This window comes from Paraburkholderia sp. BL17N1 (genome assembly GCF_003634175.1).
Taxonomy (GTDB): domain Bacteria; phylum Pseudomonadota; class Gammaproteobacteria; order Burkholderiales; family Burkholderiaceae; genus Paraburkholderia.
In genome coordinates this window covers 3819555-3845507 of the sequence record NZ_RBIW01000001.1, presented here as the reverse complement: position 1 = coordinate 3845507, position 25953 = coordinate 3819555, and the positions used below count along the sequence as shown (strand labels likewise).

Sequence of the window (25953 nt, the reverse complement as noted above, 5' to 3'; positions counted from 1 at the left end):
AGGCGGGAGAGCAACAGGTTATGGCGACGATCAAGGATGTAGCGGCGGCGGCAGGCGTGTCGTTCACGACGGTATCGCACGTGGTGAACAATTCGCGGCCGGTGTCGGCGGAAGTGCGCGCGAAGGTCGAGCACGCGATCCGTCAACTCCACTATGTTCCGTCGGCGGTGGCCCGCTCGCTGAAGGCGCGGGCGACGGCGACCATCGGGCTGGTCGTGCCGAATGCGACGAACCCGTATTTCGCGGAACTGGCGCGCGGCATCGAGGACGGTTGTTCGCGCAACGGCTACTGCGTGTTCTTCTGCAATTCCGACGACGATCCGGCCAAGCAGCGTAACTATCTGCGCGTGCTGCAGGAAAAGCGCATCGACGGCCTGATCGTCGCGTCCGCCGGCGACGACGCCGTGCTCGCGCAGACGCTCGCCGACTCGCACGAGCCGCTGGTCATTCTGGACCGCAACATCGAAGGGCTGAACGCGGATCTGGTGCAGATCGATCACGAGAAGGGCGGCTATCTGGCGACCCGGCATCTGCTCGAACTGGGGCATGTACGGATCGGCTGCATCACCGGGCCGGTTCAGACGGCGGTCAGCGCGATGCGCGTGCACGGCTTTATCCGCGCGATGACGGAGCGCGGCATCGAGATTCCGCCCGACGCGATCGTGGAAAGCGATTTCTCGGGCACCGGCGGCCACCGTGCGGCCGCGCAACTGTTCGACACGCTCAGGCCAACGGCGATTTTCGCCGGCAACGACATGATGGGCATCGGCGCGCTGCGCGCCGCCGCGGAACGCAATATCAGCGTGCCGCGCGATTGCTCGATCATCGGTTTCGACGATATCGAACTGGGGCGTTTCACCTATCCGGCGCTCTCGACGGTCGGGCAATCGGTCCGCGCGCTCGGCGATATGGCCGCGCAGACGCTGATCGAACGGATCGCCGGGACCTCGTCGGGCACGCCACGCGCGCCGGGCCGCCGGCGCGTAGTGTCGCCGCGGCTGATCGTGCGCGAATCCACCGCGACATGGGCGGGCGCGGCCAGGCGCGATCTGGCGGCGTGAGCATACGGTTGCGCGGATTTCAAATGCGCATTGGTGGTTAGCGGAGCGGTTGCTCGCGCGAGGCGATTCGTTCCGCAACACGTAGCCTTCGAGTTTCACCCGCCGTCACCCGCAGCGGGCTGCTGAACAGTTCGCCGATCGCGCAGACGCTGTGGGTGCGGCGCTGGAAACGCCCGTATGTCCCGGCGCTAAACAGTATTTCTACGCTTGCCTTGCCGCACCAGGAACAGGCAGGCGGTCATTCCAACCTTGCTGCGCTCGCTGACGTCGTCGCAATCCAGGACCTTCGTGGCGACGCCGTCGTCACACCGCCAGCCGCCGCAACGGCGCGCCGCCTCGCTCTGCCGGCCCTCAGCCACCGCCGCACCGGTTCCACATCGGCTGCCTGCCAACCCGCAGGCTGTCAGCCCCTTGTAATTTATTCCGTTGCTTACGGCGTCTTTCCTCCTACCATATAAATCCTTCAAGTACGCGGTCACCTTGCCGTAAACAGGCTTATTAGAGCGCAGCATCGAAAGAGCGCCACTACGCAGACGCCACACCCCAAACGGCGCTGCGGACGCAGCCTCTCATTTTGTCAAGCACAGGAAACAAGCATGTTGAACAAGGGCATTACGATCAAGGCGCGGATAGGCCTCACGATGGCTTTTCTCGCCGCGCTGCTCGTCGCCATCGGCGTATTCGGTCTGGTCGGCATGAGCCGTTCGAATGACGCCTATAAGGACACGTTCACCAACGCCATGCCGAGCGCGGTCAATATCGGCAACGCCGAGCTCTTTGCGGCGCGCGAACGGCTCGCGCTCGACCGCGCGGCGTTCATGATCGGCACACCGGAAGCGCCGCCGACGCTCGAGCGCGCGCGCACCATGCGCGCCACGTCCGATACGTGGTGGAAGAAGTACATGGACCTGCCGCGCGATGCGGATGAAGACCGCCTCGCGCAAGACGTCGTCTCCAAACGTGAAGCGCTGCATCAGCAGATGGACGCCTTCGCGACGATCGTCGCCGCGAACGACTCGCCGAAGCTGGTCGACGGCGCCAAGCGTCTGCAAGCCGCCTACAACGATCTCGCCAATTCCGACGACGCGCTGCGCAAATACCAGTTCACGTCGGCGAAAGAGGGCTACGACACGGCGCAAGGCAGCTTCGAGGTGTTCCGCATGGTCAGCGCGAGTGCGTTGCTGATCGGCGTGCTGGCGGCGGTGATTTCGTACCTGACGCTCAGCCGCGCGATCGCCCGGCCGCTCGATGCCGCCCTCGGTCATTTCGACGCGATTGCTGCCGGCGATCTGCGCCGCCCGGTCGTCGTGACCTCGCGCGACGAAATGGGGCAGTTGCTCGAAGGCATCGCCAAAATGCAGCGCAGCCTCACCGAAACGGTGCGTACCGTGCGCAGCGGCAGTGAATCGATTGCGACGGCCACGCGCCAGATCGCGGCCGGCAACATCGACCTGTCCTCGCGTACCGAAGAGCAGGCGTCGGCGCTGCAGGAAACCGCGTCGAGCATGGAAGAGCTGACCGGCACGGTCAAGCAGAACGCCGACAACGCCCGCCAGGCGAGTTCGCTGGCGGCCAATGCGTCGGAGATCGCCAACAAGGGCAGCGCGGTGGTCGGCCAGGTGGTCGGCACGATGGGCGACATCAATCAAAGCTCGGCCAAAATCGCCGACATTATTTCGATCATCGAAGGCATTGCGTTCCAGACCAACATCCTCGCCTTGAACGCGGCCGTGGAAGCGGCGCGGGCCGGCGAGGAAGGGCGCGGCTTCGCGGTCGTGGCCGGTGAAGTGCGCAGCCTCGCGCAGCGCTCGTCGGCGGCGGCGAAGGAAATCAAGGAACTGATCGACACCTCGGTGGAGCGCGTGCAGTCGGGCTCGGCGCTGGTCGACGAAGCCGGCCGCACCATGACCGAGATCATCGGCGCGGTGCAGCGCGTGACCGACATCATGGGCGAAATCGCCGCGGCATCGGAAGAGCAGAGCAGCGGCATCGATCAGGTGGCGCGCGCCGTCACGCAGATGGACGAAGTCACGCAGCAGAACGCCGCCTTGGTGGAAGAAGCCGCGGCCGCAGCGTCGTCGCTCGAAGATCAGGCCGGCAAGCTGCGTAGCGCGGTGGCCGTGTTCCACCTCGAAGAAAGCGGCTACAAGGCGCCCGTCGGTACGCCACCGAAGCGCGTCGCCACGCCGCTGCGCTCAGTCGTCGCGCGCAAGGTCTCGCATACTCGCGCCGAGCAACCCGCGCCGCACGCCGCTGTTGCGACGAAGGCGTCGGCCGCGACGGCACAGGCCGCTGCCGCACCGGCACGCGCGCCTGCTAAAGCCCCGGCATCCGCCGGTGCAGGGAGCGATCAGGACTGGGAAACGTTCTAAGCGGAAGTCAGTCGCAACATTCATTCCCGGTGCTGCGGCCAATCCCATTAGATGGGTCGGCGCTGTGGAAAGAAAACGCCGACTGGCTTCGAAAGACCGCGATTGCGCAGGCATTCGCGGTCTTTTTTTATGGCGTGCGCATTAAGTAACGTTTGCGGCGTCGGCCGACCCCCTGGCGGGCGTCATGATCCGGTACATTGACGGACGCACCGAAGTAACCGTGCCTGGGCAATGCGGCCCGGCATTGTGCGGCAAGAGCCGACCGCCCGTTAGCCCACGCGCGTGGTTCCGCCGCCCGCGACTACCGCAATGCACCACCCAAACGCATGGCCCGACGCACGGCCACCACCCACCAGCACGCCACTCCCAATCGCTCAATGCGCCAGCCCCAAAGGACCGACATGACGCCATACGACTTCGCGAACCGCCTCGTCGAAGCACGCCGGCAGCATCGCCCGATCGATGCGCCCGCACCCGACAGCCTGCCGCCCGACGCGGCAACCGCATACGCGATCCAGCAGGCGGTTATCGCAGGTCTCGGCGACTCGACCGGCGCCTGGAAGATCGGCGCCAAAGCGCCGGGCGCGGCCGCCGCAGGCGCGCCGATTCCGGCTTCGCTGGTGCTGCGATCGCCGGCGCGCGTCGCGCATGACGGCTTCTTCAGAGTGCTGGTCGAGCTGGAGATCGCCTTCCGTTTCGTGGAGGCGATCGAACCGCGCGGCCGCGCCTATGCGCGCGACGAGGTGCTCTCGAAGGTCGGCGTCGTTTTGCCGGCCATCGAGATCGTGGACAGCCGCTTCACTGAGTGGCCGAATGTCGCGCCGCTCGCTCAACTGGCCGACGCCCAGAACAACGGTGCGTTGATCACGGGCCATCCGGTCGCGTATGCGGGTCTCGCGCGCGGCTTCGACTTCGTCTCGCCGGAACTGGAGCTGAGCTTCGAGGGCGCTTCGCTGCTACCCGAAGCCACCGGCAATCCGGCCGGCGACCCGCGCGAACTGCTGGTGTGGTTCGTCAACCATTGCGCCGCCATGGGCATTACGATCGAGCCCGAGTGGACCATCACTACCGGTTCGTATGTCGGTGCCCACAGGCTGGACAAAGCGGGCGTCGTGCGCGGCCGCATCGACGGCCTCGGGGAAGTGGAGATTGAACTGACCTGAGGTATCGCACGCTTGTAACAGTGCATTACGAAGCTTCGTTCAAACGGCTGCCTGAGGGTGGCCGTTTTACATTCTTCGCATCTGTGAGGGCGGTCTCGCCGTATACACCTATTGAAGCGATGCGGGCTGATGTCGTCATCCAGTTATACATGCGGCTAACCATGCTCTCGACGCGGTTAATGCGCGCATGTCGCACGGGGCGATTCATGAAGAGCTGTGTAAATGACGCGGAACAAAACCGTTCATCAGTTGACGAAGCGCATGAAACCGCACGGACTTTGCTTAAGCTTGAGACGGCCTACGAGGCGCGCACGAAGCGCGCATGAACATGTAACAGTCTGGTGTCGGTGTCGACCGAACGCTCGTGTCGCGCGTTGAAGAAAAAGTACCCGGACATAGAAAGCGGGCAGACGTCCGCGCTTTTAGCAACAAAGTGTGCGTGTGCAGACATGCCGTCTCATATTGCGGTGGGATCGTTCGATGAACGTAACGGCTGGTGCAAGAGAATATTGCGGGACACTTCGAACAGCATTGCAGCAGGCTGCTGATAAGGCGGCAAGGCAGCGGTAGAAGGGCAGCGACGAGTGACCGCAATCGCTGCGATATGAGCGCAAGATTGTAGGTGGTCGAAACTTTGTTTCCAAGTGACGAGTGTTGGGAGACGAATACGGCGCGATTTTCGCAACGTAGTTCGTGAAAAAAAATTTAAAAGGGTTTAGGATGAATTCGAGCGATGTCGTTTCCGAATAGCGCGCCGCGCACGACATCGGTCTAGACTTCGGCGAGGAGGTAGCATGGATATCTACAGCAGTTTCGCGACCCGCTTCGAGAAAACGCGAGAAGATGAGCTCTCGCTCGAGGAGTATCTCGCGCTCTGCAAAGACAATCCCGCCGCGTACGCCACGGCTGGCGAACGCATGTTAACGGCGATCGGGGAGCCGGAACAGATCGACACTCGTAACGATCCGCGCATGTCGCGCATCTTCGCGAACAAGGTCATCAAGGTATACCCCGCATTCCGTGAGTTCTACGGAATGGAAGAGGTGATCGAGCAGGTGGTCGCCTACTTCCGCCATTCGGCCCAGGGGCTCGAAGAAAAGAAGCAGATCCTGTATCTGTTGGGCCCGGTCGGCGGCGGCAAATCGTCGATCGCGGAACGTCTCAAGCAGCTCATGGAACGCGTGCCGTTCTACTCGATCAAGGGCTCGCCCGTGAACGAGTCGCCTCTCGGTCTGTTCGACTATGAGGAAGATGGCCCGATTCTCGAAGAACAATACGGTATTCCACGCCGCTACCTGAAAAGCATTCTGAGCCCGTGGGCGGTCAAGCGCCTGCACGAATTCAACGGCGACATCCGCAAGTTCCGCGTGGTGCGCCGCTACCCGTCGATCCTTCGCCAGATCGGTATAGCCAAAACCGAGCCGGGTGACGAAAACAATCAGGACATTTCGTCGCTGGTCGGTAAGGTCGACATCCGCAAGCTCGAACAGTACGCACAAGATGACGCGGACGCATACAGCTACTCCGGCGGCTTGTGTCTCGCCAATCAGGGGCTGCTCGAGTTCGTCGAAATGTTCAAGGCGCCGATCAAGGTGTTGCACCCGTTGCTCACGGCAACCCAGGAAGGCAACTTCAAGGGCACGGAAGGCTTCGGTGCGATTCCGTTCGACGGCGTGATTCTGGCTCACTCGAACGAGTCCGAATGGAAGGCGTTCCGCAACAACCGCAACAACGAAGCACTGCTCGACCGGATCTTCGTGGTGAAGGTGCCGTACTGCCTGCGCTATGGTGAAGAGATCAAGATCTACGAGAAGCTGCTGCGCAATTCGTCGCTGGCCAATGCGGTGTGCGCGCCGGGCACCTTGAAGATGATGGCGCAGATGTCCGTGCTCACGCGCTTGCAGGAGCCTGAGAATTCGAGCCTCTTCTCGAAGATGCAGGTGTACGACGGCGAGAACCTGAAGGACACCGATCCGAAGGCCAAGTCTTATCAGGAGTACCGTGATTTCGCGGGCGTGGATGAAGGGATGACCGGCGTGTCGACCCGCTTCGCGTTCAAGATTCTTTCGCGCGTGTTCAACTTCGACTCGACCGAGGTCGCGGCCAATCCGGTGCATCTGATGTACGTGCTCGAACAGCAGATCGAACGCGAGCAGTTCCCGCCGGAAACGGAACAGAAGTACCTGTCGTTCATCAAAGACGTGCTCGCCTCGCGCTACGCGGAGTTCATCGGCAAGGAAATTCAGACCGCTTATCTGGAGTCGTATTCCGAGTACGGCCAGAACATCTTCGATCGCTATGTGACGTACGCGGACTTCTGGATTCAGGATCAGGAGTTCCGCGACCACGACACCGGCGAGAGTTTCGACCGCGCGGCGCTGAACGCCGAACTGGAGAAGATCGAAAAACCGGCGGGCATCAGCAACCCGAAGGACTTCCGCAACGAGATCGTGAACTTCGTGCTGCGTGCGCGTGCTGCCAATGGCGGGAAGAATCCGGCATGGGTCAGCTACGAGAAGCTGCGCGTGGTGATCGAAAAGAAAATGTTCTCGAACACCGAGGAACTGCTGCCGGTGATTTCGTTCAACGCCAAGGGCTCGGCGGAAGAACAACGCAAGCACGAAGACTTCGTCAATCGCATGGTGACGAAGGGCTATACGCCGAAGCAGGTGCGCTTGCTGTGTGACTGGTATCTGCGCGTGCGCAAGTCGTCATGATGCGCATTGCGTGCCGCCCGCGCGGTCCGACCGCGTGGGCACCCTGCGAGGCGCAAGCTGCATGGACATAACGTTGCCTTGGGCAGCTACGTCTCGCAAACGCGATATTACAGCGGGAGACCGGGCGTGCTTCATCAAATCATCGACCGCAGGTTAGCAGGCAAGAACAAAAGCATTGCGAATCGCGAACGTTTTTTGCGTCGCGTTAAGAACTATATTCGTCGCGCCGTTTCGGAAGCCGTGCGCGACCGCAGCATCAAGGACATTCAGAACACCCAGAGCATCACCATCCCGCGCAAGGACATTGCGGAGCCGTCGTTCCGGCATGGCCCAGGCGGCAAGCGGGAAATGGTGCATCCGGGCAATTCCGACTACATCCGCGGCGACAAGATCCAGCGCCCGCAAGGGGGTGGCGGCGGAGGCGGGGGCAATCAGGCCAGCAATGAAGGCGAGGGTCAGGACGACTTCGTGTTCGAGTTGAGCCGTGAAGAGTTCATGCAGTATTTCTTCGACGATCTCGAACTGCCGCGTCTCGTCAAAACCCATCTGCTTGCCGTGCCGACGTGGAAAAGCATCCGCGCGGGCTGGGCTGCCGAAGGCACGCCGAACAACATCGACGTGGTCCGTTCGCTGCGCAGCGCGCTCGGCCGCCGCATCGCGCTCGGGGCGCCGCTCGTCAACCAGTTGCACGAGATGGAGCGGCAACTGGAGGTCATGAAAGCCGATCCCGACGACCGGCGCGAGGACATCAAACTGCTCGAAGAAGAGATTCACCATTTGCGCGGTCGTATCTGGCGGATTCCGTTCATCGATCCGTTCGATCTGCGCTACGTGAACCGCGTGAAGCAGCCCACGCCGTCCAGCCAGGCCGTGATGTTCTGTCTGATGGATGTGTCCGGTTCCATGGACGAGCAGCGCAAGGACCTCGCCAAGCGCTTCTTCATCCTGCTGTATCTGTTCCTCAAGCGTAACTACGAAAAGATCGAAGTGGTGTTCATTCGCCACCACACGCGCGCCGAAGAGGTCGACGAAGACACGTTCTTCCATTCGACCGAAAGCGGCGGCACGGTGGTGTCGAGCGCGCTGGAACTGATGCAGAAGGTAATGGACGAGCGTTATTCGCCGACTGAATGGAATATTTACGGCGCTCAGGCGTCGGACGGCGACAACTGGACCGACGACTCGCCGAAGTGCCGCAAGATACTCTCGGATGACATCCTGGAGAAGGTGCGCTATTTTGCGTATATTCAGGTGACGCCGGAAGAGCAGAATCTGTGGCTGGAATATGCGCAGCTGGCATTGAGCCAGCCGCACATGGCGATGAAGAAAGTCGAGACCGCGGCTGACATTTATCCGGTGTTTCGCGAGTTGTTCGAAAAGCAGGCGGCTAATTCATGACGAACAGGCCCCTGCACAACGAAGTGCGCGGCGAGCCGGCGAACGGCGCGCCGGAGCACGGAAAAGGCGTGCCGCAGCAGCAACAGTCGGGGCATGCCGAGGCGAGGGCGGACGATACCGGAACCGCCGCAGCCGGAGCAGTCGACACCGCTGCAGCACGGGGACACACCGGAACGCCCACTCAGGGGCAAAGGGAAGTCCGTATGAACGTAGCCGATAGACGGCCTCTGCCGTGCCCGTCCGACTGGACCTTCGAATTGATCGAAGAGTACGACTCGCATATTGCCCGTGTTGCAGAGCAATATGAACTCGACGTGTATCCGATCCAGCTCGAACTCATCAGCGCCGAACAGATGATGGATGCGTACGCGTCCGTCGGTATGCCGGTGAACTACCGCCACTGGTCGTTCGGCAAACACTTTCTCTCCACCGAAAAAAGCTACCGTCGCGGGCAGATGGGGCTGGCGTACGAGATCGTCATCAATTCGAACCCCTGCATCGCGTATCTGATGGAAGAGAACACGATGACGATGCAGGCGCTCGTCATCGCCCATGCGGCCTATGGGCACAACTCGTTCTTCAAGGGCAACTATCTGTTCAGGCTGTGGACGGATGCGCACGCGATCATCGACTACCTTGTGTACGCGAAGAATTACATCGCGGAGTGCGAGGAGCGTTTCGGGCTCGACCGGGTCGAGGAGCTGCTCGATTCCTGCCACGCGTTGATGAACTATGGCGTGGACCGTTACAAACGTCCGCAGAAGCTGTCGCTGCAAAAGGAGTTTGCGGCGCGCCGCGAACGCGAAGCCTATCTGCAGTCGCAGGTGAATGAACTGTGGCGCACCTTGCCGACCCGGCATACGCCGCTGCCGGAGGAAGTCGAGGAACGCTATCCACCGGAGCCGCAGGAAAACCTGCTGTATTTCGCGGAGAAAAACGCGCCGCTGCTGGAGCCGTGGGAGCGGGAAGTGATCCGCATCGTGCGCAAGGTCGGCCAGTATTTCTATCCGCAACGGCAGACCCAGGTGATGAACGAGGGCTGGGCGACTTTCTGGCACTACACCTTGCTCAACACCATGTACAACCAGGGCAAGCTGGAAGACGGCTTCATGATGGAGTTTCTCCATTCGCACAGCAACGTGGTCTACCAGCCGCCGGTCACGAAACCGTACTACAGCGGTATCAATCCGTACGCGCTCGGTTTTTCGATGATGAGCGACATTCGCCGCATCTGCGAATCGCCCACGGAAGAAGACCGCAAGTGGTTCCCGGAACTGGCGGGCAGTCCGTGGCTCCCGGCCATGCACTACGCGATGCGCAACTTCAAGGACGAGAGTTTCGTCGCGCAGTATCTGTCGCCGCATCTGATCCGCGAAATGCGCCTCTTCTCCGTGCTCGACGACGACATGCGCGATGCGCTCGAAGTCTCGGCCATTCACGACGACAGCGGCTATCAGTACGTGCGTCAGGCGCTGTCGCGGCAGTACGACATGCATCACCGCGAGCCGAATATTCAGGTGTGGGCGGTGAACACGCGCGGCGACCGGAGTTTGACGCTGCGGCACTTCATGAGCGACAACCGGCATCTTTCCGGCGATAGCGACGAAGTGCTCAAGCACATGGCGCGGCTGTGGCAATTCGACGTGTATCTGGAAAGCGTCGATGAGAATGGCACGGTTCGCAAGCGTTACGAGTGTCGTTATGTGCCGCCGGCGGTGAGAGTGTGACCGGCTGCCGCAGTGCAACGCAGCGTGATTGATGTGTTGTGACCCAGAGAAGCCAGCTTTCGAGCTGGCTTTTTTCTTGGCTGCCCGACCGCGATCAGGCCGATTCTCAACACTGCCGCGCCGCAACAAGACGGATGGCGCGCATTCGCGGGGCCCTAACAAACTCCCATCTTTGCCTTGCGGTTCTGTAAAATTCGCGCACGCGTGCGACGACGTGCCGGCAGGGCACTTCGCCGCGCGTGATGAAGGCGGCGCCAAGACCGCTACCTCCGTTCAAAGATAAGGAAAGAGACCAGCATGACCGACCTAACCGACCAAACCGTGGCCTCGGCTCACGACACCCGGCGCCGCATCTTCGCGATCGTTGGCGCTTCATCAGGCAATCTCGTCGAGTGGTTCGACTTTTACGTGTATTCGTTCTGCGCGCTGTACTTCGCACCGGCGTTCTTCCCGAGCGGCAACACCACCACGCAGTTGCTCAACACGGCGGGCGTGTTCGCCGCCGGCTTCCTGATGCGTCCGATCGGCGGCTGGTTCTTCGGTCGCCTTGCCGACAAGCACGGCCGCCGCACCGCGATGATGGTGTCGGTATTCATGATGTGCGGCGGCTCGCTCGTGATCGCTGTGCTGCCCACCTACGCGCAGATCGGTGCGCTGGCGCCGGCGCTGCTGCTGGTCGCGCGGCTGTTCCAGGGCTTGTCGGTGGGCGGTGAGTACGGCACCAGCGCGACCTACATGAGTGAAGTCGCGCTCAAGGGCCGGCGCGGTTTCTTCGCGTCGTTCCAGTACGTCACGCTGATCGGCGGGCAATTGTGCGCGCTGCTGGTGCTGGTGGTGCTGCAACAGACCCTTTCCACCGAAGAGCTGAAGGCGTGGGGCTGGCGCGTGCCATTCGCAATCGGCGCGGTCGCGGCACTGGTCGCGCTGTATCTGCGTAAATCGCTCGACGAAACCACCACCGCCGAAACGCGCCAACGCAAGGAAGCCGGCACGCTGCGCGGCCTGTGGCTGCACAAGGGCGCGTTCATGACGGTGCTCGGTTTCACGGCCGGCGGCTCGCTGATTTTCTACACGTTTACCACCTACATGCAGAAGTACCTGGTCAACACGGCGGGCATGCATGCGAAGACGGCCAGCAACGTGATGACCGCGGCGCTCTTTGTCTACATGGTGATGCAGCCGGCGTTCGGCGCGTTGTCGGACCGCATCGGCCGCCGTCGTTCCATGCTGTTCTTCGGCTTCTTCGCGACCATCGGCACCGTGCCGCTGTTGCACGCGCTGAAAGACGTGACGAGCCCGTATGCGGCCTTCGGTCTGGTCGTGGTGGCACTCGCGATCGTCAGTTTCTACACGTCGATCAGCGGTCTGATCAAGGCGGAAATGTTCCCGCCGGAAGTGCGGGCGCTCGGCGTGGGGCTTTCGTATGCAGTGGCGAACGCGATCTTCGGCGGCTCGGCGGAGTATGTGGCACTGTGGCTGAAGTCGGTCGGCAACGAGTCGATGTTCTACTGGTACGTGACCGCGTTGTGCGCGGTCGCCGGTCTCGTTTCGCTGCGCATGCGCGATCCGTCGAAAGAAGGGTATCTGCGTCTCGAGCCCTGAATCTTTGAAACGCGGTCCGCTCGCGCGAAAAGTATGTTCGGGCGATGCGTGAGAACGGCGGTCAGCGGTTAACCCTGGCCGCCGTTTTTTATGCGCGTGAGCAGTCGGAGCAATCCGACTGCTCATCGAAAGCAGATCGCAGGCTCACGCCACGACGATCTCCGTGCCCAACGCATGCAGCAGATCGCGCAGCGTCTCGGCCTGCGCCATTTTTGCGTCGCTGCGTAGATGAATCTGCAGCGCCCGCCCCGCAATTCCGTCGACGGGTTGCGCGAGCCATAACTCCACTGCGAGGCCCAATCCTTCAGGCTGGTTGACGACGACAGGTTCGATCACACGCGGCTTGAAACAGGCACTGTCGGACATGCGAGTTACCTCGAGACTGGTGTAGGTTCGCTCTCATCGTAATCAGTGCGCCACACCGGACCAAGCAACAAATCCGCGATTGCTTAGCATTGGATGCTTAGCACAAAACACGCTTATTGCGCGGGGCATGCAGGCGTTCCGCGCCGGTGGCGTGCCGTCAGACCGGTTCCGAACGATCGCTGACCAGTTCGGAGACGAGTTCCTTCACCACGGCGGCCGGATCCGCGGCCACAATGGGTGCGGCCGCCACCGCGGCGCTCGCGGCCGTCGCGACGGCCTGCTGAGGCGCGCTGAGCGCGCCACGCGCAAGCATCAGAAGATGATAGTAAAACCGTGCGCTCAAGCCGTAGTTGTACGCGAACAGATGCGTGAAGGCGACATTGAACCCTGCGAGCACCTGACGATTCCTGGCGTGGATAGACACCACGATCGGCGCGAGCCGGCGCAATGCCAGCTTGCGCGACGGCTCCAGTTGCGCCGGCAGCCGCAACGCCTTGACGTACGCATACGCGCTGACCGTCGCCGCGACCGCTGTGCCGCGCGTGCTATGCGAGATCGAGCTTGCCGTCTTTCGATACACCGAAACATAGTCGTGCAGATAGAACACCTCGCGCGCGGCGAGACAGAGTTCGGTGCCGAACACGAAGTCGCAGCACACGCCGTACTTTTCCGGGTAGCCGATCCGCTTCACCAGTTCGGCGTTGGCCATCCAGCCGTTATTCGGAAACATCTGGACCAGACCGGTTCGGCCCGGCAGGGACTGCAGGCCCTCGGCGTCCTTCGTACGCCGAAATGCGGCGTTCAGGTCCGCGCTCGCCTGGAAGTCGATGGCGCCGCCGTGATCGGCTTCATACTGATCGCCGAATGCCACCTCGAGCAGCGGGTGAAGCGTCCATAGCGACACGAGCTTGTCGACGCCGTCCGTGGTGAGCAGGTCGTCGTCGTGGATCAGCAGGATTTTGTCGCCGCGTGCGCGCTCGAACAGGCTCGCGACATTGCCCGCCTGGCCGAGCGGCGGCTGATTTTTCACGTAGCGCAGGCGCGGTTCGCGCGCATAGCGCGCTGCGATCAACCGCTCAGTGCGCGCGTCTTTCGAGTCATCGCCGATCACGATCTCCAGATTGTCGTAACTCTGCACAAGGCACGAATCGATGCACGTCGCGATCAGCTCAGGACGATTGCAGGTCGGCAGACAGATCGAGACTTTAGGGCGGTGGGAGAGAGTCGGGGAGATGGACATTAGCGTCGCCTTTGTTATCTGATGAGGGGCGGCAGCGGGTCCGCCTGGCGCACACGTCGCTGCAAGCAGAAAAATAGTCCATCACGCGGGAAAAATAATCGGTAAAAAACAGGAAGAAATGTTTGGCTTATGAAAGCCGTCAGAAGGGAAAAATTTATGCGGCATCGCTGTTTAAATATAGCAAAGCCGCTCCTGGATTGATGCTAACCATTTCAGCCAACCGGCGGCTCGCCCTCGCCCGGCTTTTTGCCGGGCCGGTCCGACGGCGCTTGATCGCGGCTTGCGTCGTCGCGTTCGGGCAGCTTGCTCTTTTCGTTGTCGCTGTGCGCGGCGGGTTGCGGATGCTCGACGTCGGCCGGTTTGTCTTTGGCGCTTTGTTTGGTTTCGCTCATGATCCTCTCCTGGGTGGATGACATGAGCATTGCAGCAAGCGGCAGACCTGGGCGCGTGCCTGGCGTTGCGGTCGGGTCTGGCCATCGCTGCGCGGAATTACAAACAAGCCCTTGACCCGTGCCCCCATTCAGCGCAACGTGGAACGAGAATCCTATAGTGCGGGAGTACGACATGTCCCTCAACTTCCCGAATCCCAGCCGCAGCTACGACGCCTCGCATCACTGCGTGAATTTCTGGGGCTACGACAACGCGCGCGAAATCGCCTTCGCCGTCAACCGTTCGGTGATTTCCAATCTGAGCCCGAGCGTGGGCTCAGACGAACCGGCGGTGCTCGCCGCGTTCGACCAGCATCGCGAGCAGATCCTCACGCTCGCGCGCGGCCTGTACCTCGGCGGCCCGCAGAACCGTTACACGATCTCCTGACGCGGCGCAGCACGTCGTGCCGACGCGCGGGGCGCGACCGAACGCGGGCTCAAGCCGCTGTTTCGCGTGGGGCGCCGCCGGTCAGCGAGACGACGAAATCGTAAAACGCCCGGACCTTGGCCGGCGGATGATGCCGCGAAGGATAGAGCGCATACAGCGGATAAACCTCGTCGCCCCAATCGGGAAATAGCTCGACGAGTTTTCCGCTCGCCATCAACGACTCGGCGCCGAGCGAGAGAATTTGCGCGACGCCCTGGCCGGTCGTGCAAGCGCTATGCAGGGTGCCCACGTCGTTCACGGTCAAACGGCCCTGCGGCGTGATCACGATTTTCTTGCGGCCGCGATGAAATTCCCAACTGAACGGGTAGCCCGTGAGCGGATCGCGGAACTTGATGCAGACATGCTTGCCGCTTTCGAGTTCGGCCGGATTCGCCGGGTGCCCGTGCTTCTTCAGATACGCCGGCGCGGCCACGGTGAGGATCCGCGTCTCCAGCAGTTTGCGCGCGATCAGCGTCGACACCGGCGGATCGCCGAAACGGATCGCGAGATCGAATCCGTCGCCGACCAGATCGCCCATCTGGTCGCGGGTGATCAGTTCGAGCTGCAGATCGGGATGCCTGTCGATGAAGCCGCCCAACCGTGGCCCGAGCACGAGGCGCGAAAAGAACGGGTCCATGTTCACACGCAAACGTCCGCGCACGGCGGTCGCGCCCTGCGCGGCGGAAGCCGCCGCTTCTTCGAGGCCGCCCAGCAACGGCACGATCTGCTCGTAGAAGCGCCGCCCTTCGTCGGTCAGCGTGACCGAACGCGTGGTGCGGTCGAAAAGCCGGATGCCCAGACGCGCTTCGAGCCGCGCGACCGAACGGCTCACCCCGGATTGCGACATGTCGAGCGCAACGCCAGCCGCCGCAAAACTCCCGGAATCGACAATCGCCGTCAAGACGCCCATGCCGTTCAGCATGCGCTCGTCAAATGGCATGTGATAGTCCTTTGTTATTTACTAATGCGTGACATGCTAACGCGAAAGTCCGTTTGAATTCACATGCCGGCTCGGGCAAACGCCGCCTGGTAAGGCGGACGAATGATGTCATGTCATGAGTGGAATGACAGTCAGGCTATCGCGTCAATTGAGCGGCGGGAGTTAGTCTGTTGATGTTCGCCCGAAGCACCGAGTCATGCGATTCTCGTCATGCATCAGGCATATTCGGATTCAGTTGGACTGAACAACGGAGAACACGCCATGTCGCGCATTTTTATTACCGGTTCCGCCGATGGTCTCGGTCAAATGGCCGCGCGTCTGCTCGTCGAGGCCGGCCACCAGGTGGTGTTGCATGCGCGCACTGCCGCGCGCGCGGACCAGGCACTGCAAGCCGTACCGCAAGCGGAAGCAGCGCTGATCGGCGACCTGTCGGGCATCGCGGCCACGATCGCGCTCGCCGGGCAAGTCAACCGGCTAGGCCGTTTCGATGCGGTGATCCATAACGCGGCGGTCGGCTATCAGGAACCGCGCCGGATTGCCACTGTCGACGGCTTGCCGCATGTCTTCGCGGTGAATACGCTGGCGCCTTACATTCTCACCGCCTTGATCCAGAAGCCGCGGCGGCTCGTTTATCTGAGCTCCGGGCTGCATCGCAGCGGCGACGCGAGCCTCGACGATCTAGCCTGGGAGCGGCGTCCCTGGCGGGGCACAGCGGCGTACTCGGACTCGAAACTGCACGACGCGTTGCTGGCGTTCGCGATGGCGCGGCGCTGGCCGCAGGTGATGTCGAATGCGCTGGAGCCGGGTTGGGTGGCGACGAAAATGGGCGGTCCGGGCGCGCCGGACGATTTGCAGGCCGCGCCGAAAACCCAGGTATGGCTTGCCGTCAGCGACGAGCCGGAGGCCACCGTCAGCGGCGCGTACTTCTATCACATGAAGCGCTGCGAGACACATCCGGCGGTTCACGACGTTGCCGTTCAGGAGCGTTTGATCGAGGCGTGTGCGGGGTTTTCCGGCATCCGCTTGCCGGACTGACGCAAGCGCCGAATCAGCGGCCCGCGCCCTGCGTCGCTTGCCGGCCCACCGGGCGCGAGGCAGGCGCTTCGTCGAGGTGACGAAACACCCACGCCGACACCAGCGTGATCACACCGACGCACAGGAAGGCGAGCCGAAAACCGAGCGCGGCCGATCCGACTTGCGCCGAGAAGAGATTCACCAACCCGCCGCCGATCGACACGCCCAGCCCGATAGCCAGCATCTGCACCATCGAAAAGAGGCTGTTGCCGCTGCCGGCGTCTTCATGCGAGAGGCCTTTGAGCGTGACGCTGTTCATCGCTGCGAATTGCATGGAGTTGGCCGCGCCGAACACCGCCAGGATCGCGATCTCGACCACGAGCGGCGTGCCGCGCGTAATCAGTGCGAACGCAACGATCGACGAACCGACGATGATCGTGTTGACCAGCAGGAAGGCATCGTAGCCATAGCGGTGCACGAGCGGCGCGATCCAGCGTTTGGCGACGGTGCCGGCGAGCGCCGCGGGCAGCATCATCAGACCGGAATGCAGCGGCGAGTAGCCCAGTTGCAATTGCAACAGCAAGGGCACGAGAAAGGGCACGGCACTCGAACCGATGCGGCACACCAGGTTGCCGATCAGGCCCACGCTGAAATTCGGCTCGCGAAAGAGCGACAGTTTGAAGAGCGGATTGACGCGGCGTCTCGCATGCGGAATGTAGGCGAGCGCGCTGGCGACGGCAAGGGCGAATAGCGCCACCGACCATGCCGCGCGATGCGTTGGCATCGGCGAGTCCACGGCGAGCGAGAACGCGATCATGCACAACGAGAGCAACCCGCAGCCGACGAAGTCGAACGGCGGCGCCTTTGCTTCGCCGTGCAACGGCAAGAAGCGCTGCACCGCATATAGACCCACGGCGCCGATCGGCACGTTGATGAGGAAAATCCAGTGCCACGTGATCGCCTGAACGAACCAGCCGCCGAGCGTCGGCCCGGCGATCGGCCCCAGTTGCCCGGCCACCGAAATGAACGCGAGCGCCGCGACATACTGGTCGCCCGTGACGCTGCGCAGGACGGCGAGCCGCCCGATCGGCAGCAGCATCGAGCCGCCCACGCCTTGCAGCACGCGCGCCATCACCAGTTGACCGAGCGTGTGCGCGCTCGCGCAGCAGATCGAGCCGAGCACGAAAACGAGAATAGCGGCGAAGTAGACCCGCCGCGTGCCGAAGCGGTCGGCGAGCCAGCCCGAGGCGGGCGTGAGCATCGCCATGGTCAGGGTGTAGGCGACCACGATCGGCTGCATCGCGAGCGGCGCGACGTGCAGGCTGTTGGCAATCGACGGCAATGCGGTGTTGACGATCGTCGTGTCGAGCGACTGCATGAAAAAGCCGGCGGCGACGATCCAGAGCAAAGCGGTCCGGGAAGAATCCTTGGTCATCTTTCAACGGCGCAGCGAGGCGGCAGCATGAGCGGCCGTCTCGACGCCGGGCATTCAGTGGGGGCGACCCAGTCATCATATTGACATCCTCGTCAATCGGGAACCCCGCTAAGAGTATTGACTGTTATCGACTTTACCAATGAGCGGCGCGACAATGCCCCATGCTCAATCCCATCTGGCTCAAAACTTTTTCGACCGTCGCGGCCTGCCACAGCTTCACCGAGGCGGGGCGGCGACTCGACTTGACGCAATCGAGCGTCAGCGAACACATCCGGCGGCTCGAGCAGAGCGTGGGCCGGCGCCTGTTCGTGCGCGACACCCATTCGCTCGCGATGACGCCCGACGGTGAAGCCATGCTCGCGCACGCCAGCGTGATTCTGCAGGCGCTCGCGCGGGCCGAATCGCAGTTTCGCGCGCCGCGTCTGAAAGGCCGCGTGCGGCTCGGTTCCTCGGACGACGTCGCGCTCGGTCCGCTGCCCACCGTACTCGCCGCGTTTCGCGACGCGCATCCGGATGTCGAACTGGAAATCACCATCGGCATGACCGGCAAGCTGTATGAACTGCTCGATGCGGGGGCGATCGATCTGCTGGTCGGCAAGCGCCGTCTCGGCGACAGGCGCGGCGTGCCGCTCTTCACCGGGCGGCTGGAGTGGCTGGCGCGCGCCGGTACGCTGGTCGACTTGAGTCAGCCCTTGCCGCTGATTCTGGTCGCCGAACCGAGCGTGACACGCGCCGTCGTGCTCGACGCGCTCGCCGAGGCGGGATTCAGTTGGCAGTTGGTGTGCACGAGCAGCAGCCACGCCGGTTGCATCGCGGCCGCGCGCGGCGGCCTCGGCATTACGGTTCGTCCGCAGTATCTGGCGGCACGCGGCCTTGCGGCGCCCCTGAACACGGCGAGTCTGCCGACGCTGCCATCGGTGGAATTCATCGCGCTGGCGGCGAAGCGGCTTAGCCGGCCGGCGGGCACGCTGCTGCAATTGCTGCACGACAGCGATTTGCGCGGATCGTGGATCGGGGAATAGCGGCGAGGCGTGCGACGCAAGGATCGACGCCATGCATTGACATGACGGCGAAGGATCGCGCACCGGCATAGCGAATCCGCGTGGTGCGTGCCGCCGCTTTCCAACCGAAGCGGACTGAACTGAATTGTTTGTGAGCGCGTGCCGCTTAGGCGGGCAGCTTGCGGAACGAAATCGCGAAGCGGTTCCATGCGTTGATCGCGGAAACCAGCAGCGTCAAATCGACCAGTTCTTCGTCGCTGAAGTGCGGGCGCACCGCTTCCCAAACGGCGTCGGGCACGTGCTCTTGCGATACCAGCGTCAGCGCTTCCGTCCATTCGAGCGCGGCGCGTTCCCGGTCCGTGAAGAACGGCGTTTCGCGCCAGACCACCACGGTCGCCAGACGGCGGTCGGTTTCGCCGCCCTTGCGGGCGTCGGCAGTGTGCATGTCGACGCAGTATGCGCAGCCGTTGATCTGCGAGGCGCGCAGACGAACCAGTTCCGTCAGCGATTTTTCGAGCGCCGATTTGCCGATGCGTTCTTCAACGCCGATCATGGCCTTGATCGCGGCGGGGTTGGCTTTGTAGAAGTCGAGACGTTGTTCCATGATTCACTCCTGAGTTGGGTTGGACGCATTCCGTGATGCGATGGGGGAAGATTAGGCGCATGACTGGCTTCGGGAAATGACCGATTATGGTTATTTTCAGGTAACCACTTTGACGCGGTGAGCGGGCGCGCACGCGGCCCGCCGAGCGTCCTTACCGACCGTAATGGCATCGTTGCCGCGCATCGGCCGATTCGGTATGGTGGGTCATTCACCCATCTACCCATCCGAAGAGATCGCGCATGACTTCCGCCGCAGACCAGCAACCGCCGCCGATCCGTACCGACGTCCTGATCGTCGGCGCCGGCCCGGTGGGGCTTTTCGCCGCTTTCGAGGCGGGCGTGATCGGCCTGTCCTGCCAGATCGTCGACGGGCTCGACAAGATCGGCGGCCAATGCATCGAGCTCTATCCGGACAAGCCGATCTACGACATTCCCGCCATTGCGTCGTGCACCGCGCGCGAACTGGTCGAGCGACTGCTGGCGCAATGCAAGCCGTTCGATCCGCCTATCCACCTCGAACAACGGGTCGAGTCGGTCGAGCAGGGCAGCGACGGACGCTGGACGGTACGTACCGGGCGCGGCCTCGTGTTCGATGTCGCGGCGATCCTGCTGGCCGCCGGCAACGGCGCGTTCGTGCCGCAAAAGCTGGCCTTGGCCGAAGCCGTACCGCTGGAGTCGCGTCATGTTCACTACAGCGTGCCGCGTCTCGCGGACTTCGCCGACAAGGTCGTGGTCGTGGCGGGCGGCGGCGATTCCGCGCTCGACTGGGCGCTGGCGCTGCGCAAGGTCGCGCGCCGGGTGACGCTCGTGCATCGGCGCAGCGGTTTCAGCGCGGCTGATTCGAGCGTCGCGTCGATGCGGCGCGCGGTCGAGGCGGGCGAGATGGACTTTATCGTCGGCGCGATTGCGGGACTCGACGTCGAAGGCGATGCATTGAAGTCGATCACGTTGCGACATATCGACGGAGAGACGCAACTCGCGGCCGAGCATCTCGTCGCGCTCTATGGACTCGTTGCCGATCTCGGGCCGATCGCGCAGTGGGGGCTATCGATTCACGCGGGGCGCGTCGATGTCGATACGTCGAACTATGAGAGTTCGCGGCCCGGCATCTTCGCGGTGGGCGACATCGCCAATTATCCGAACAAGCAGAAGCTGATTCTGTCGGGCTTTCATGAGGCATCGCTGGCGCTGCGCCGAGCGTACTCGTACGCTTACCCGGACAAAAAGCGTGTGCACGTGCATTCGAGCTACGACGCGAAGCTGGCGGAAAAGGTCAGTGCCGCCGGGTGACCATTTCGCCGAGATAGCGGTTTTCTGATTGATCCAGCCGGCAGTAACCGCAGGCCACTACCGGCTCTTTTCCACACGCCGCTTATTTCCCGGCGGGTTGACTCGCGGCCGCGGCCGCGCTGGCTTCCTTGTCCTTCTTCTTGGCCTCGTGATGGCCGATCGCGCAGCCGGCCGCCGCGCCCGCTACGCCATGGTCACCCGCGACGTGGCCGGCCACGCCGCCCACTACCGCGCCTTTCGTACAGCCTTCGGCTTGCACGGCAGTGCAGGTGAGTGCCAGCGCGGCACTGAGAGCGAGGGTAATGAATGCCTGTTTCAATTGCGACTCCTGTTGTTTGATGATGGTGCGATCACGGAGTAGCAATTGCGGGGCCCGGCGATCCCGCCAGCGCTTTTCTCGACGCGGACTCTGGCGCCGGGCCGTTCGCGCGGACCTCAGGTGAAACCATAGGCCAAGCGGGCGATGATTGGCGGTGTATGCTTTTGGCCGTAGCCCTTATTTCCGACCACAATGAAACCGCTTGATGTCCCTTCCGCCAGCGAAAACGGCCAGCCCGTCACAGTCCCGGCCGCGGTCCGCCCGGGCGCGGCTGTCGAGGTCGACTACTGGGCGCTGCTGCAGGCAATCGAAGACTATGCGATCTTCCTGCTCGACCCGACCGGGCTGATCATGAGTTGCAATGCGGGGGGCCACAAACTGACGGGTTACTCAGAGCAGGAGATCATCGGCGAGCACTTTTCGCGCTTCTATACCGAGGAAGCCGTGGCGCGCGGCTGGCCCGCCTACGAACTGCAACAGGCGTCGCTGACCGGCCGTTTCGAAGACGAAGGCTGGCGCAAGCGCAAGGACGGCACGACCTTCTGGTCGAATGTCGTGATCACGTCGATGCGCAACGACGCGGGCATACTCACCGGCTTTGCCAAGATCACGCGCGATTTGAGCGCGCAACGCGAGTACGTGGAGGCGCTGCGGCAAAGCGAGGAGCGTTTCCGTTTGCTGGTCGACTGCGTGAAGGATTACGCGATCTTCATGCTCGACCCGCAAGGCTACGTGGTGAGCTGGAATTCGGGCGCCGCGCGCATCAAAGGCTATACGCGCGAGGAAATCGTCGGCCGGCATTTCTCCACCTTCTACCTACCTGAGGAAGCGGCGGCCGGCAAGCCCGCGCGCGAACTGGCGATTGCCCGGCAGCTCGGCCACGTCGAGGACGAAGGCTGGCGCGTGCGCAAGGACGGCACGACGTTCTGGGCCAACGTCGTCATCACGGCGGTGCATGACGAATCGAACCGGCTGCGCGGCTTCGCCAAGGTCACGCGCGATCTGACCGAGCGGCGTCAGCGCGAAGAACTGGAACGTTCGGGCGAGCGCATGCGCCAGTTTCTCGCGACCCTCGCCCATGAGTTGCGCAATCCGCTCGCGCCGGTACGCAACGCGATCGGCGTGATGCAACTCGAAACCGGTGTGAGCCCCACAGTGGCACGTTCGCGCGACCTGATCGACCGGCAGGTCACGCACCTCACGCGGCTCGTCGACGATCTGCTCGACGTTGGCCGGATCATGTCGAACAAGGTCGAGTTGCGCTTCGGCCGTGTCGATCTGGCCGAGGTCATGGCGCGCGCGATCGAGGCGGCCCGGCCGTTCACGGATGCGCACGAGCAGCGGGTCGTCCAGCATAGGCCCGACGAGCCGGTGTTCGTGCGCGGCGACATGACGCGCCTCGTGCAGGTGTTGCAGAACCTCTTGCACAACTCGGCAAAATTCTCGCCGGTCGGCAGTGCCATTGATGTCGCGGCGCGAGTCGACTACCAGATGGCCGTGCTCGAAGTGCGCGATGCGGGTTGCGGCATTCCTGTGCGCTCACTCGACAAGATCTTCGAACTGTTTGCTCAGGAAAAGGACGGGCAGAATACGGGCGAGGGCGGTCTCGGCATCGGCCTCACGTTGTGCAAGTCGCTCGTCGAGATGCACGGTGGCAGCATTATCGCGAGCAGCGAAGGGCCGGGCTGCGGCAGCACCTTCACGCTGAGTCTGCCGCTGGCTGCCGCGCTACCCGAAGCAACGGGCGATGAAGCGAACGCGGCGAACACCGAAGTCGCGCCGCTGCGCATTCTGCTGGTCGATGACAATCGCGATTCGGCCGACAGTCTCGCCATGCTGCTCGAACTCAAAGGCCACGAGGTGCGCATCGCCTACGAGGGCGAGCAGGCGGTGCTGATCGCGCCGCGTTTCGCGCCTCATCTCGCGGTGATCGACATCGCGATGCCGAAGATGGACGGCTACGAGACGATTGCGGCGCTGCGCGTCATGCCCGCGCTTGCCAACACGCGGTACGCCGCCATGACTGGCTTTGGCCACGCGAGCGATCGCGAGCGTACCCGCGAAGCCGGTTTCCATGCGCATCTCGTGAAGCCGGTCGGACTCGAACTGTTCGATGCCCTGCTGGCCGACGTGGAAGCGCGGCGCAGCGAACGCGGTCCCGACTAGCCGTTCAGGCAGGGCGCGCTTCCCTCATACCAGAGCGGTGTGACGACTTGCGCGCCTGGGCATTCCCGATTCCTGAAGAAAGGTGTTGCGCGTTCGGGCGTCCGGCGTTCGACTTCCGATGTTCGAGGCACGCCACTTGCTGTGGGTCTTCTGTGCGCGGCGGCCCTTGAGAGTCCGCCGGCAGTCGATGAACAGCTTCAGGGAGGCACGATGCTCGATACGCGTGGCCGTACGGCCGGCGCCAACGCGCGGCCGCCGCAAAACGCCGGCATGATCGCATCTCGCGATTGCCATGTCGGGGCGGGCGGAACGCCCAAGGACGCGAAACCTGCCGCGTCGCCCGACAATTTTCTGCGTGATACGCGTTTCGATTCCGGCGACCCCGTCGCGCTCGGCGATGTGTTGCGCGCGCTGGTCGAGCGCGGCTACGACCGTGCGCCTGACATGCCCTTGCCTGGGCACGGCGAAACGCTGGTGCGCTGGCGTACCCTGGCTGCAGTGGCCGCGTGCGATCTCGGGCTCGTCAAGCTGTTTGAAGGACACACCGATGCGCTCGCGATTCTCGCCGAGCTGCGAGGCGCCACGCCGCCCGCGGGAAGCCGCTGGGGCGTCTGGGCCGCCGAGCCGCCCGATGCGCGCGTGCAAGCGCTCAAGGTAGGAATCCGAAGCGATGGCGAAAACCTTCGCCTCACCGGCACGAAAGCGTGGTGCTCGGGCGCGGGTGTGGTCACGTATGCGCTCGTTACCGCATGGTTGGACGATGAGCCGGTGCTGGCGGCCGTCGCAATGAATCAGCCGTCCATCTCGATCGACACGTCGAAGTGGCAGGCGGTCGGCATGCAGGCCACCGCAAGCGCGGACGTGAGCTTCGACCAGGCATCGGCGACACTCGTGGGCGGCGCGCATGCCTATGTACGGCGCCCCGGCTTCTGGCACGGCGGCGCCGGCATCGCCGCGTGCTGGTATGGGGCCGCCGCGCAGATCGCGCGCATGCTGCGCGCCGCGTGCACACGGCGCGCGGATCCGCATTGGCTTGCCCACCTCGGCGCGGTCGAGGTGGCATTGGCCGGCGCGGCCGCGGTATTGCGCGAGACCGCCGCGCACATCGACGCGAATCCGCTAGCCGACTCGCAGCGCGAGACCCTGCGCGCGCGCCTGGTGGTGGAAGAGGCCTCGACGGCCGTGATGAATCACGCTACGCGTGCGCTTGGCGCCGGCCCGTTGTGCCGCGACGCGCGCTTCGCACGTGCGCTGGCGGATCTGCCGGTGTTCCTGCGGCAGAGCCACGCGGAGCGCGATCTCGCTGCGCTCGGTGAGCTGATCGCCGCAGCGGAACCCGCCGACGGTCGTGACGGTCCTGATGCCGGAGGTGCCCCGTGGATGCTCTGACGTCATACACGGAGGGCCGCTGACATGAGCTCACCGGCTACCTACTTCGACGAACTCTATCGACACAGCGACGATCCGTGGAAGTTGCGCGAAGGCTGGTACGAGAGCCGCAAGCGGTCGTTGACGCTCGCGTTGCTGCCGCGCCCGCGCTACCGGAGTGCGTTCGAACCCGGCTGCGCCAACGGCGAACTGACCGTCGAGCTGGCGAAGCGTTGCGACATGCTGCTCGCGGCGGATCTGCATGAGCGCGCGGTGCAGCTTGCACGCGAGCGCGTTGCCGACGCGCCGCACGTCCGCATCGAACAGCGCACGGTGCCGCGCGAGTGGCCGACCGAGGCCGGGCCGTTCGATCTGATCGTGATCAGCGAATTCGCCTATTACCTCGATTCCGCGGAGCTGGAAACGCTGGCTGCTCGCATCGCCGCCTCGCTGACCACGGACGGCACGCTGCTCGCCTGTCACTGGCGCCGGCCCTTCGCCGAAGCGCTGGAATCCGCCGATGCCGCGCATGCGCTGTTCGACACACGCTGCGGACTCACGCGTCTCGCACATCACGATGAAGCCGATCTGCTGATCGACGTCTGGTCGCGCGACGCACGCTCGGTCGCGCAACGCGAGGGGCTCTTATGATCGGCGTGATCGTCCCGGCGCATAACGAAGAGGCGTTGCTGGCGCCGTGCCTCGCTGCCTTGATCGCGGCCTCCCGCCATGAAGATCTGGCGGGCGAAACGGTGCGCATCGTGGTCGTGCTCGACGCATGCGACGACTTCAGCGGGGCGATCGCACGGGCCTACGGCGTCGAGACGCTGACGCTGAAAGCGCGCAATGTCGGCATTGCGCGCGCGGCGGGCGCGGACTTCCTGCTGGCGGACGGCGCGCGCTGGCTCGCGTTCACCGACGCCGACAGCCGCGTCTCGTCAGGCTGGCTGGTGGCGCAGCTGTCGCTGGAGGCTGACGCGGTGTGCGGCTCGATTGCCGTCGACGACTGGACCGCGCATCCGCACAGCGTGCGCGAATACTTCCGCAAGACTTACGTGGATGCCGACGGTCATCGTCACATTCACGGTGCGAACCTCGGCGTGTCGGCCGACGCCTATCGGCGCGCGGGTGGCTTTCCGCCGCTCAAGTGCAGCGAAGATGTCGCGCTGGTCGACCGGCTGATCGCGATTGGCGCGCGCATTGCGTGGAGCGCGGCGCCGCGCGTGATTACGAGCGCGCGCGCAGCGGCTCGCGCTCGCGGCGGCTTCGGCGATACGCTTGCGGCGTGGGCGGCCGCCGGATAAAGGCGCCGCCTG

23 protein-coding genes are annotated in these 25953 nt (G+C 63.4%); 15 read left to right on the top strand and 8 right to left on the bottom strand.

Annotated features, from left to right (window positions below; genetic code table 11):
- Positions 1–20: 20 nt before the first annotated feature.
- Positions 21–1061 carry a LacI family DNA-binding transcriptional regulator gene (locus tag B0G82_RS17360; protein ID WP_121308118.1) on the top strand — a complete coding sequence of 347 codons (1041 nt, stop codon included), beginning with the start codon at positions 21–23 and terminating at the stop codon, positions 1059–1061.
- A 188-nt stretch (positions 1062–1249) separates the two neighbouring features.
- Here the strand turns inward: B0G82_RS17360 and B0G82_RS17355 are convergent, their stop codons facing one another.
- Positions 1250–1573: a hypothetical protein gene (locus tag B0G82_RS17355; RefSeq protein WP_121308116.1), complete on the bottom strand. Its 324-nt coding sequence runs from the start codon at positions 1571–1573 to the stop codon at positions 1250–1252.
- 84 nt (positions 1574–1657) lie between these two features.
- Between B0G82_RS17355 and B0G82_RS17350 the strand changes: the two genes are divergently transcribed.
- The 6 genes from B0G82_RS17350 to B0G82_RS17320 all read left to right on the top strand — a co-directional run bounded on the left by B0G82_RS17350 (position 1658) and on the right by B0G82_RS17320 (position 12040).
- Positions 1658–3433 carry a methyl-accepting chemotaxis protein gene (locus B0G82_RS17350; protein ID WP_121308114.1) on the top strand — a complete coding sequence of 592 codons (1776 nt, stop codon included), beginning with the start codon at positions 1658–1660 and terminating at the stop codon, positions 3431–3433.
- Positions 3434–3834: 401 nt separating this feature from the next.
- The gene (locus B0G82_RS17345) at positions 3835–4596 is read left to right on the top strand and encodes a hydratase (protein WP_116117148.1); all 762 of its coding nucleotides are present in this window, start codon (positions 3835–3837) and stop codon (positions 4594–4596) included.
- A gap of 794 nt (positions 4597–5390) precedes the next feature.
- A complete protein-coding gene (locus B0G82_RS17335; protein WP_012433254.1) occupies positions 5391–7313 on the top strand; it encodes a PrkA family serine protein kinase in 1923 nt (640 codons plus the stop codon).
- Between the two features lie 126 nt (positions 7314–7439).
- Entirely contained in the window at positions 7440–8711 is a 1272-nt protein-coding gene (locus B0G82_RS17330; RefSeq protein WP_116117146.1) for a YeaH/YhbH family protein, read from the top strand.
- Entirely contained in the window at positions 8708–10438 is a 1731-nt protein-coding gene (locus B0G82_RS17325; protein WP_121308110.1) for a SpoVR family protein, read from the top strand. The genes B0G82_RS17330 and B0G82_RS17325 overlap by 4 nt, the downstream gene beginning before the upstream one ends.
- Positions 10439–10735: 297 nt before the next feature.
- Positions 10736–12040 (top strand): MFS family transporter, encoded by a 1305-nt coding sequence (locus B0G82_RS17320; RefSeq protein WP_106284298.1) that lies wholly within the window; start codon positions 10736–10738, stop codon positions 12038–12040.
- A gap of 144 nt (positions 12041–12184) precedes the next feature.
- Here the strand turns inward: B0G82_RS17320 and B0G82_RS17315 are convergent, their stop codons facing one another.
- The 3 genes from B0G82_RS17315 to B0G82_RS17305 form a co-directional block, all read right to left on the bottom strand.
- Complete coding sequence (locus B0G82_RS17315; RefSeq protein ID WP_012433250.1) at positions 12185–12406, bottom strand: hypothetical protein; 222 nt, start codon at positions 12404–12406, stop codon at positions 12185–12187.
- A gap of 157 nt (positions 12407–12563) precedes the next feature.
- On the bottom strand, positions 12564–13646 hold the full coding sequence (locus B0G82_RS17310; RefSeq protein WP_121308109.1) for a glycosyltransferase family 2 protein: 1083 nt from the start codon (positions 13644–13646) through the stop codon (positions 12564–12566).
- A 212-nt stretch (positions 13647–13858) separates the two neighbouring features.
- Positions 13859–14038, bottom strand: coding sequence for a hypothetical protein (locus tag B0G82_RS17305; protein WP_106284300.1), 180 nt, complete (start codon positions 14036–14038; stop codon positions 13859–13861).
- Between the two features lie 172 nt (positions 14039–14210).
- Here B0G82_RS17305 and B0G82_RS17300 point away from each other — a divergent pair, with 172 nt between their 5' ends.
- Positions 14211–14462: a DUF1488 domain-containing protein gene (locus B0G82_RS17300; protein WP_106284301.1), complete on the top strand. Its 252-nt coding sequence runs from the start codon at positions 14211–14213 to the stop codon at positions 14460–14462.
- 49 nt (positions 14463–14511) lie between these two features.
- Here the strand turns inward: B0G82_RS17300 and B0G82_RS17295 are convergent, their stop codons facing one another.
- On the bottom strand, positions 14512–15441 hold the full coding sequence (locus B0G82_RS17295; RefSeq protein WP_116141746.1) for a LysR family transcriptional regulator: 930 nt from the start codon (positions 15439–15441) through the stop codon (positions 14512–14514).
- Positions 15442–15702: 261 nt separating this feature from the next.
- Here B0G82_RS17295 and B0G82_RS17290 point away from each other — a divergent pair, with 261 nt between their 5' ends.
- Positions 15703–16476, top strand: coding sequence for an SDR family NAD(P)-dependent oxidoreductase (locus tag B0G82_RS17290; protein WP_116141744.1), 774 nt, complete (start codon positions 15703–15705; stop codon positions 16474–16476).
- Positions 16477–16489: 13 nt separating this feature from the next.
- Here B0G82_RS17290 and B0G82_RS17285 read toward each other — a convergent pair whose 3' ends face one another.
- Positions 16490–17890: a DHA2 family efflux MFS transporter permease subunit gene (locus B0G82_RS17285; protein WP_121308107.1), complete on the bottom strand. Its 1401-nt coding sequence runs from the start codon at positions 17888–17890 to the stop codon at positions 16490–16492.
- A gap of 161 nt (positions 17891–18051) precedes the next feature.
- Here B0G82_RS17285 and B0G82_RS17280 point away from each other — a divergent pair, with 161 nt between their 5' ends.
- Positions 18052–18912: a LysR substrate-binding domain-containing protein gene (locus B0G82_RS17280; RefSeq protein ID WP_116117140.1), complete on the top strand. Its 861-nt coding sequence runs from the start codon at positions 18052–18054 to the stop codon at positions 18910–18912.
- Between the two features lie 145 nt (positions 18913–19057).
- Here the strand turns inward: B0G82_RS17280 and B0G82_RS17275 are convergent, their stop codons facing one another.
- Positions 19058–19495, bottom strand: a complete 438-nt coding sequence (locus B0G82_RS17275) for a carboxymuconolactone decarboxylase family protein (RefSeq protein WP_116141740.1) — start codon at positions 19493–19495, stop codon at positions 19058–19060.
- Positions 19496–19734: 239 nt separating this feature from the next.
- Here B0G82_RS17275 and B0G82_RS17270 point away from each other — a divergent pair, with 239 nt between their 5' ends.
- On the top strand, positions 19735–20784 hold the full coding sequence (locus tag B0G82_RS17270) for an NAD(P)/FAD-dependent oxidoreductase (protein WP_121308105.1): 1050 nt from the start codon (positions 19735–19737) through the stop codon (positions 20782–20784).
- An 82-nt stretch (positions 20785–20866) separates the two neighbouring features.
- Here the strand turns inward: B0G82_RS17270 and B0G82_RS17265 are convergent, their stop codons facing one another.
- Complete coding sequence (locus B0G82_RS17265; RefSeq protein WP_241974706.1) at positions 20867–21088, bottom strand: hypothetical protein; 222 nt, start codon at positions 21086–21088, stop codon at positions 20867–20869.
- 207 nt (positions 21089–21295) lie between these two features.
- Between B0G82_RS17265 and B0G82_RS17260 the strand changes: the two genes are divergently transcribed.
- The 4 genes from B0G82_RS17260 to B0G82_RS17245 all read left to right on the top strand — a co-directional run bounded on the left by B0G82_RS17260 (position 21296) and on the right by B0G82_RS17245 (position 25941).
- Complete coding sequence (locus tag B0G82_RS17260; protein ID WP_121308103.1) at positions 21296–23269, top strand: PAS domain S-box protein; 1974 nt, start codon at positions 21296–21298, stop codon at positions 23267–23269.
- 210 nt (positions 23270–23479) lie between these two features.
- Positions 23480–24658: an acyl-CoA dehydrogenase family protein gene (locus B0G82_RS17255; protein WP_121308101.1), complete on the top strand. Its 1179-nt coding sequence runs from the start codon at positions 23480–23482 to the stop codon at positions 24656–24658.
- A gap of 24 nt (positions 24659–24682) precedes the next feature.
- Entirely contained in the window at positions 24683–25288 is a 606-nt protein-coding gene (locus tag B0G82_RS17250) for an SAM-dependent methyltransferase (RefSeq protein ID WP_121308100.1), read from the top strand.
- The gene (locus B0G82_RS17245; protein ID WP_116117133.1) at positions 25285–25941 is read left to right on the top strand and encodes a glycosyltransferase; all 657 of its coding nucleotides are present in this window, start codon (positions 25285–25287) and stop codon (positions 25939–25941) included. The genes B0G82_RS17250 and B0G82_RS17245 overlap by 4 nt, the downstream gene beginning before the upstream one ends.
- The last annotated feature ends 12 nt before the right edge of the window (positions 25942–25953 follow it).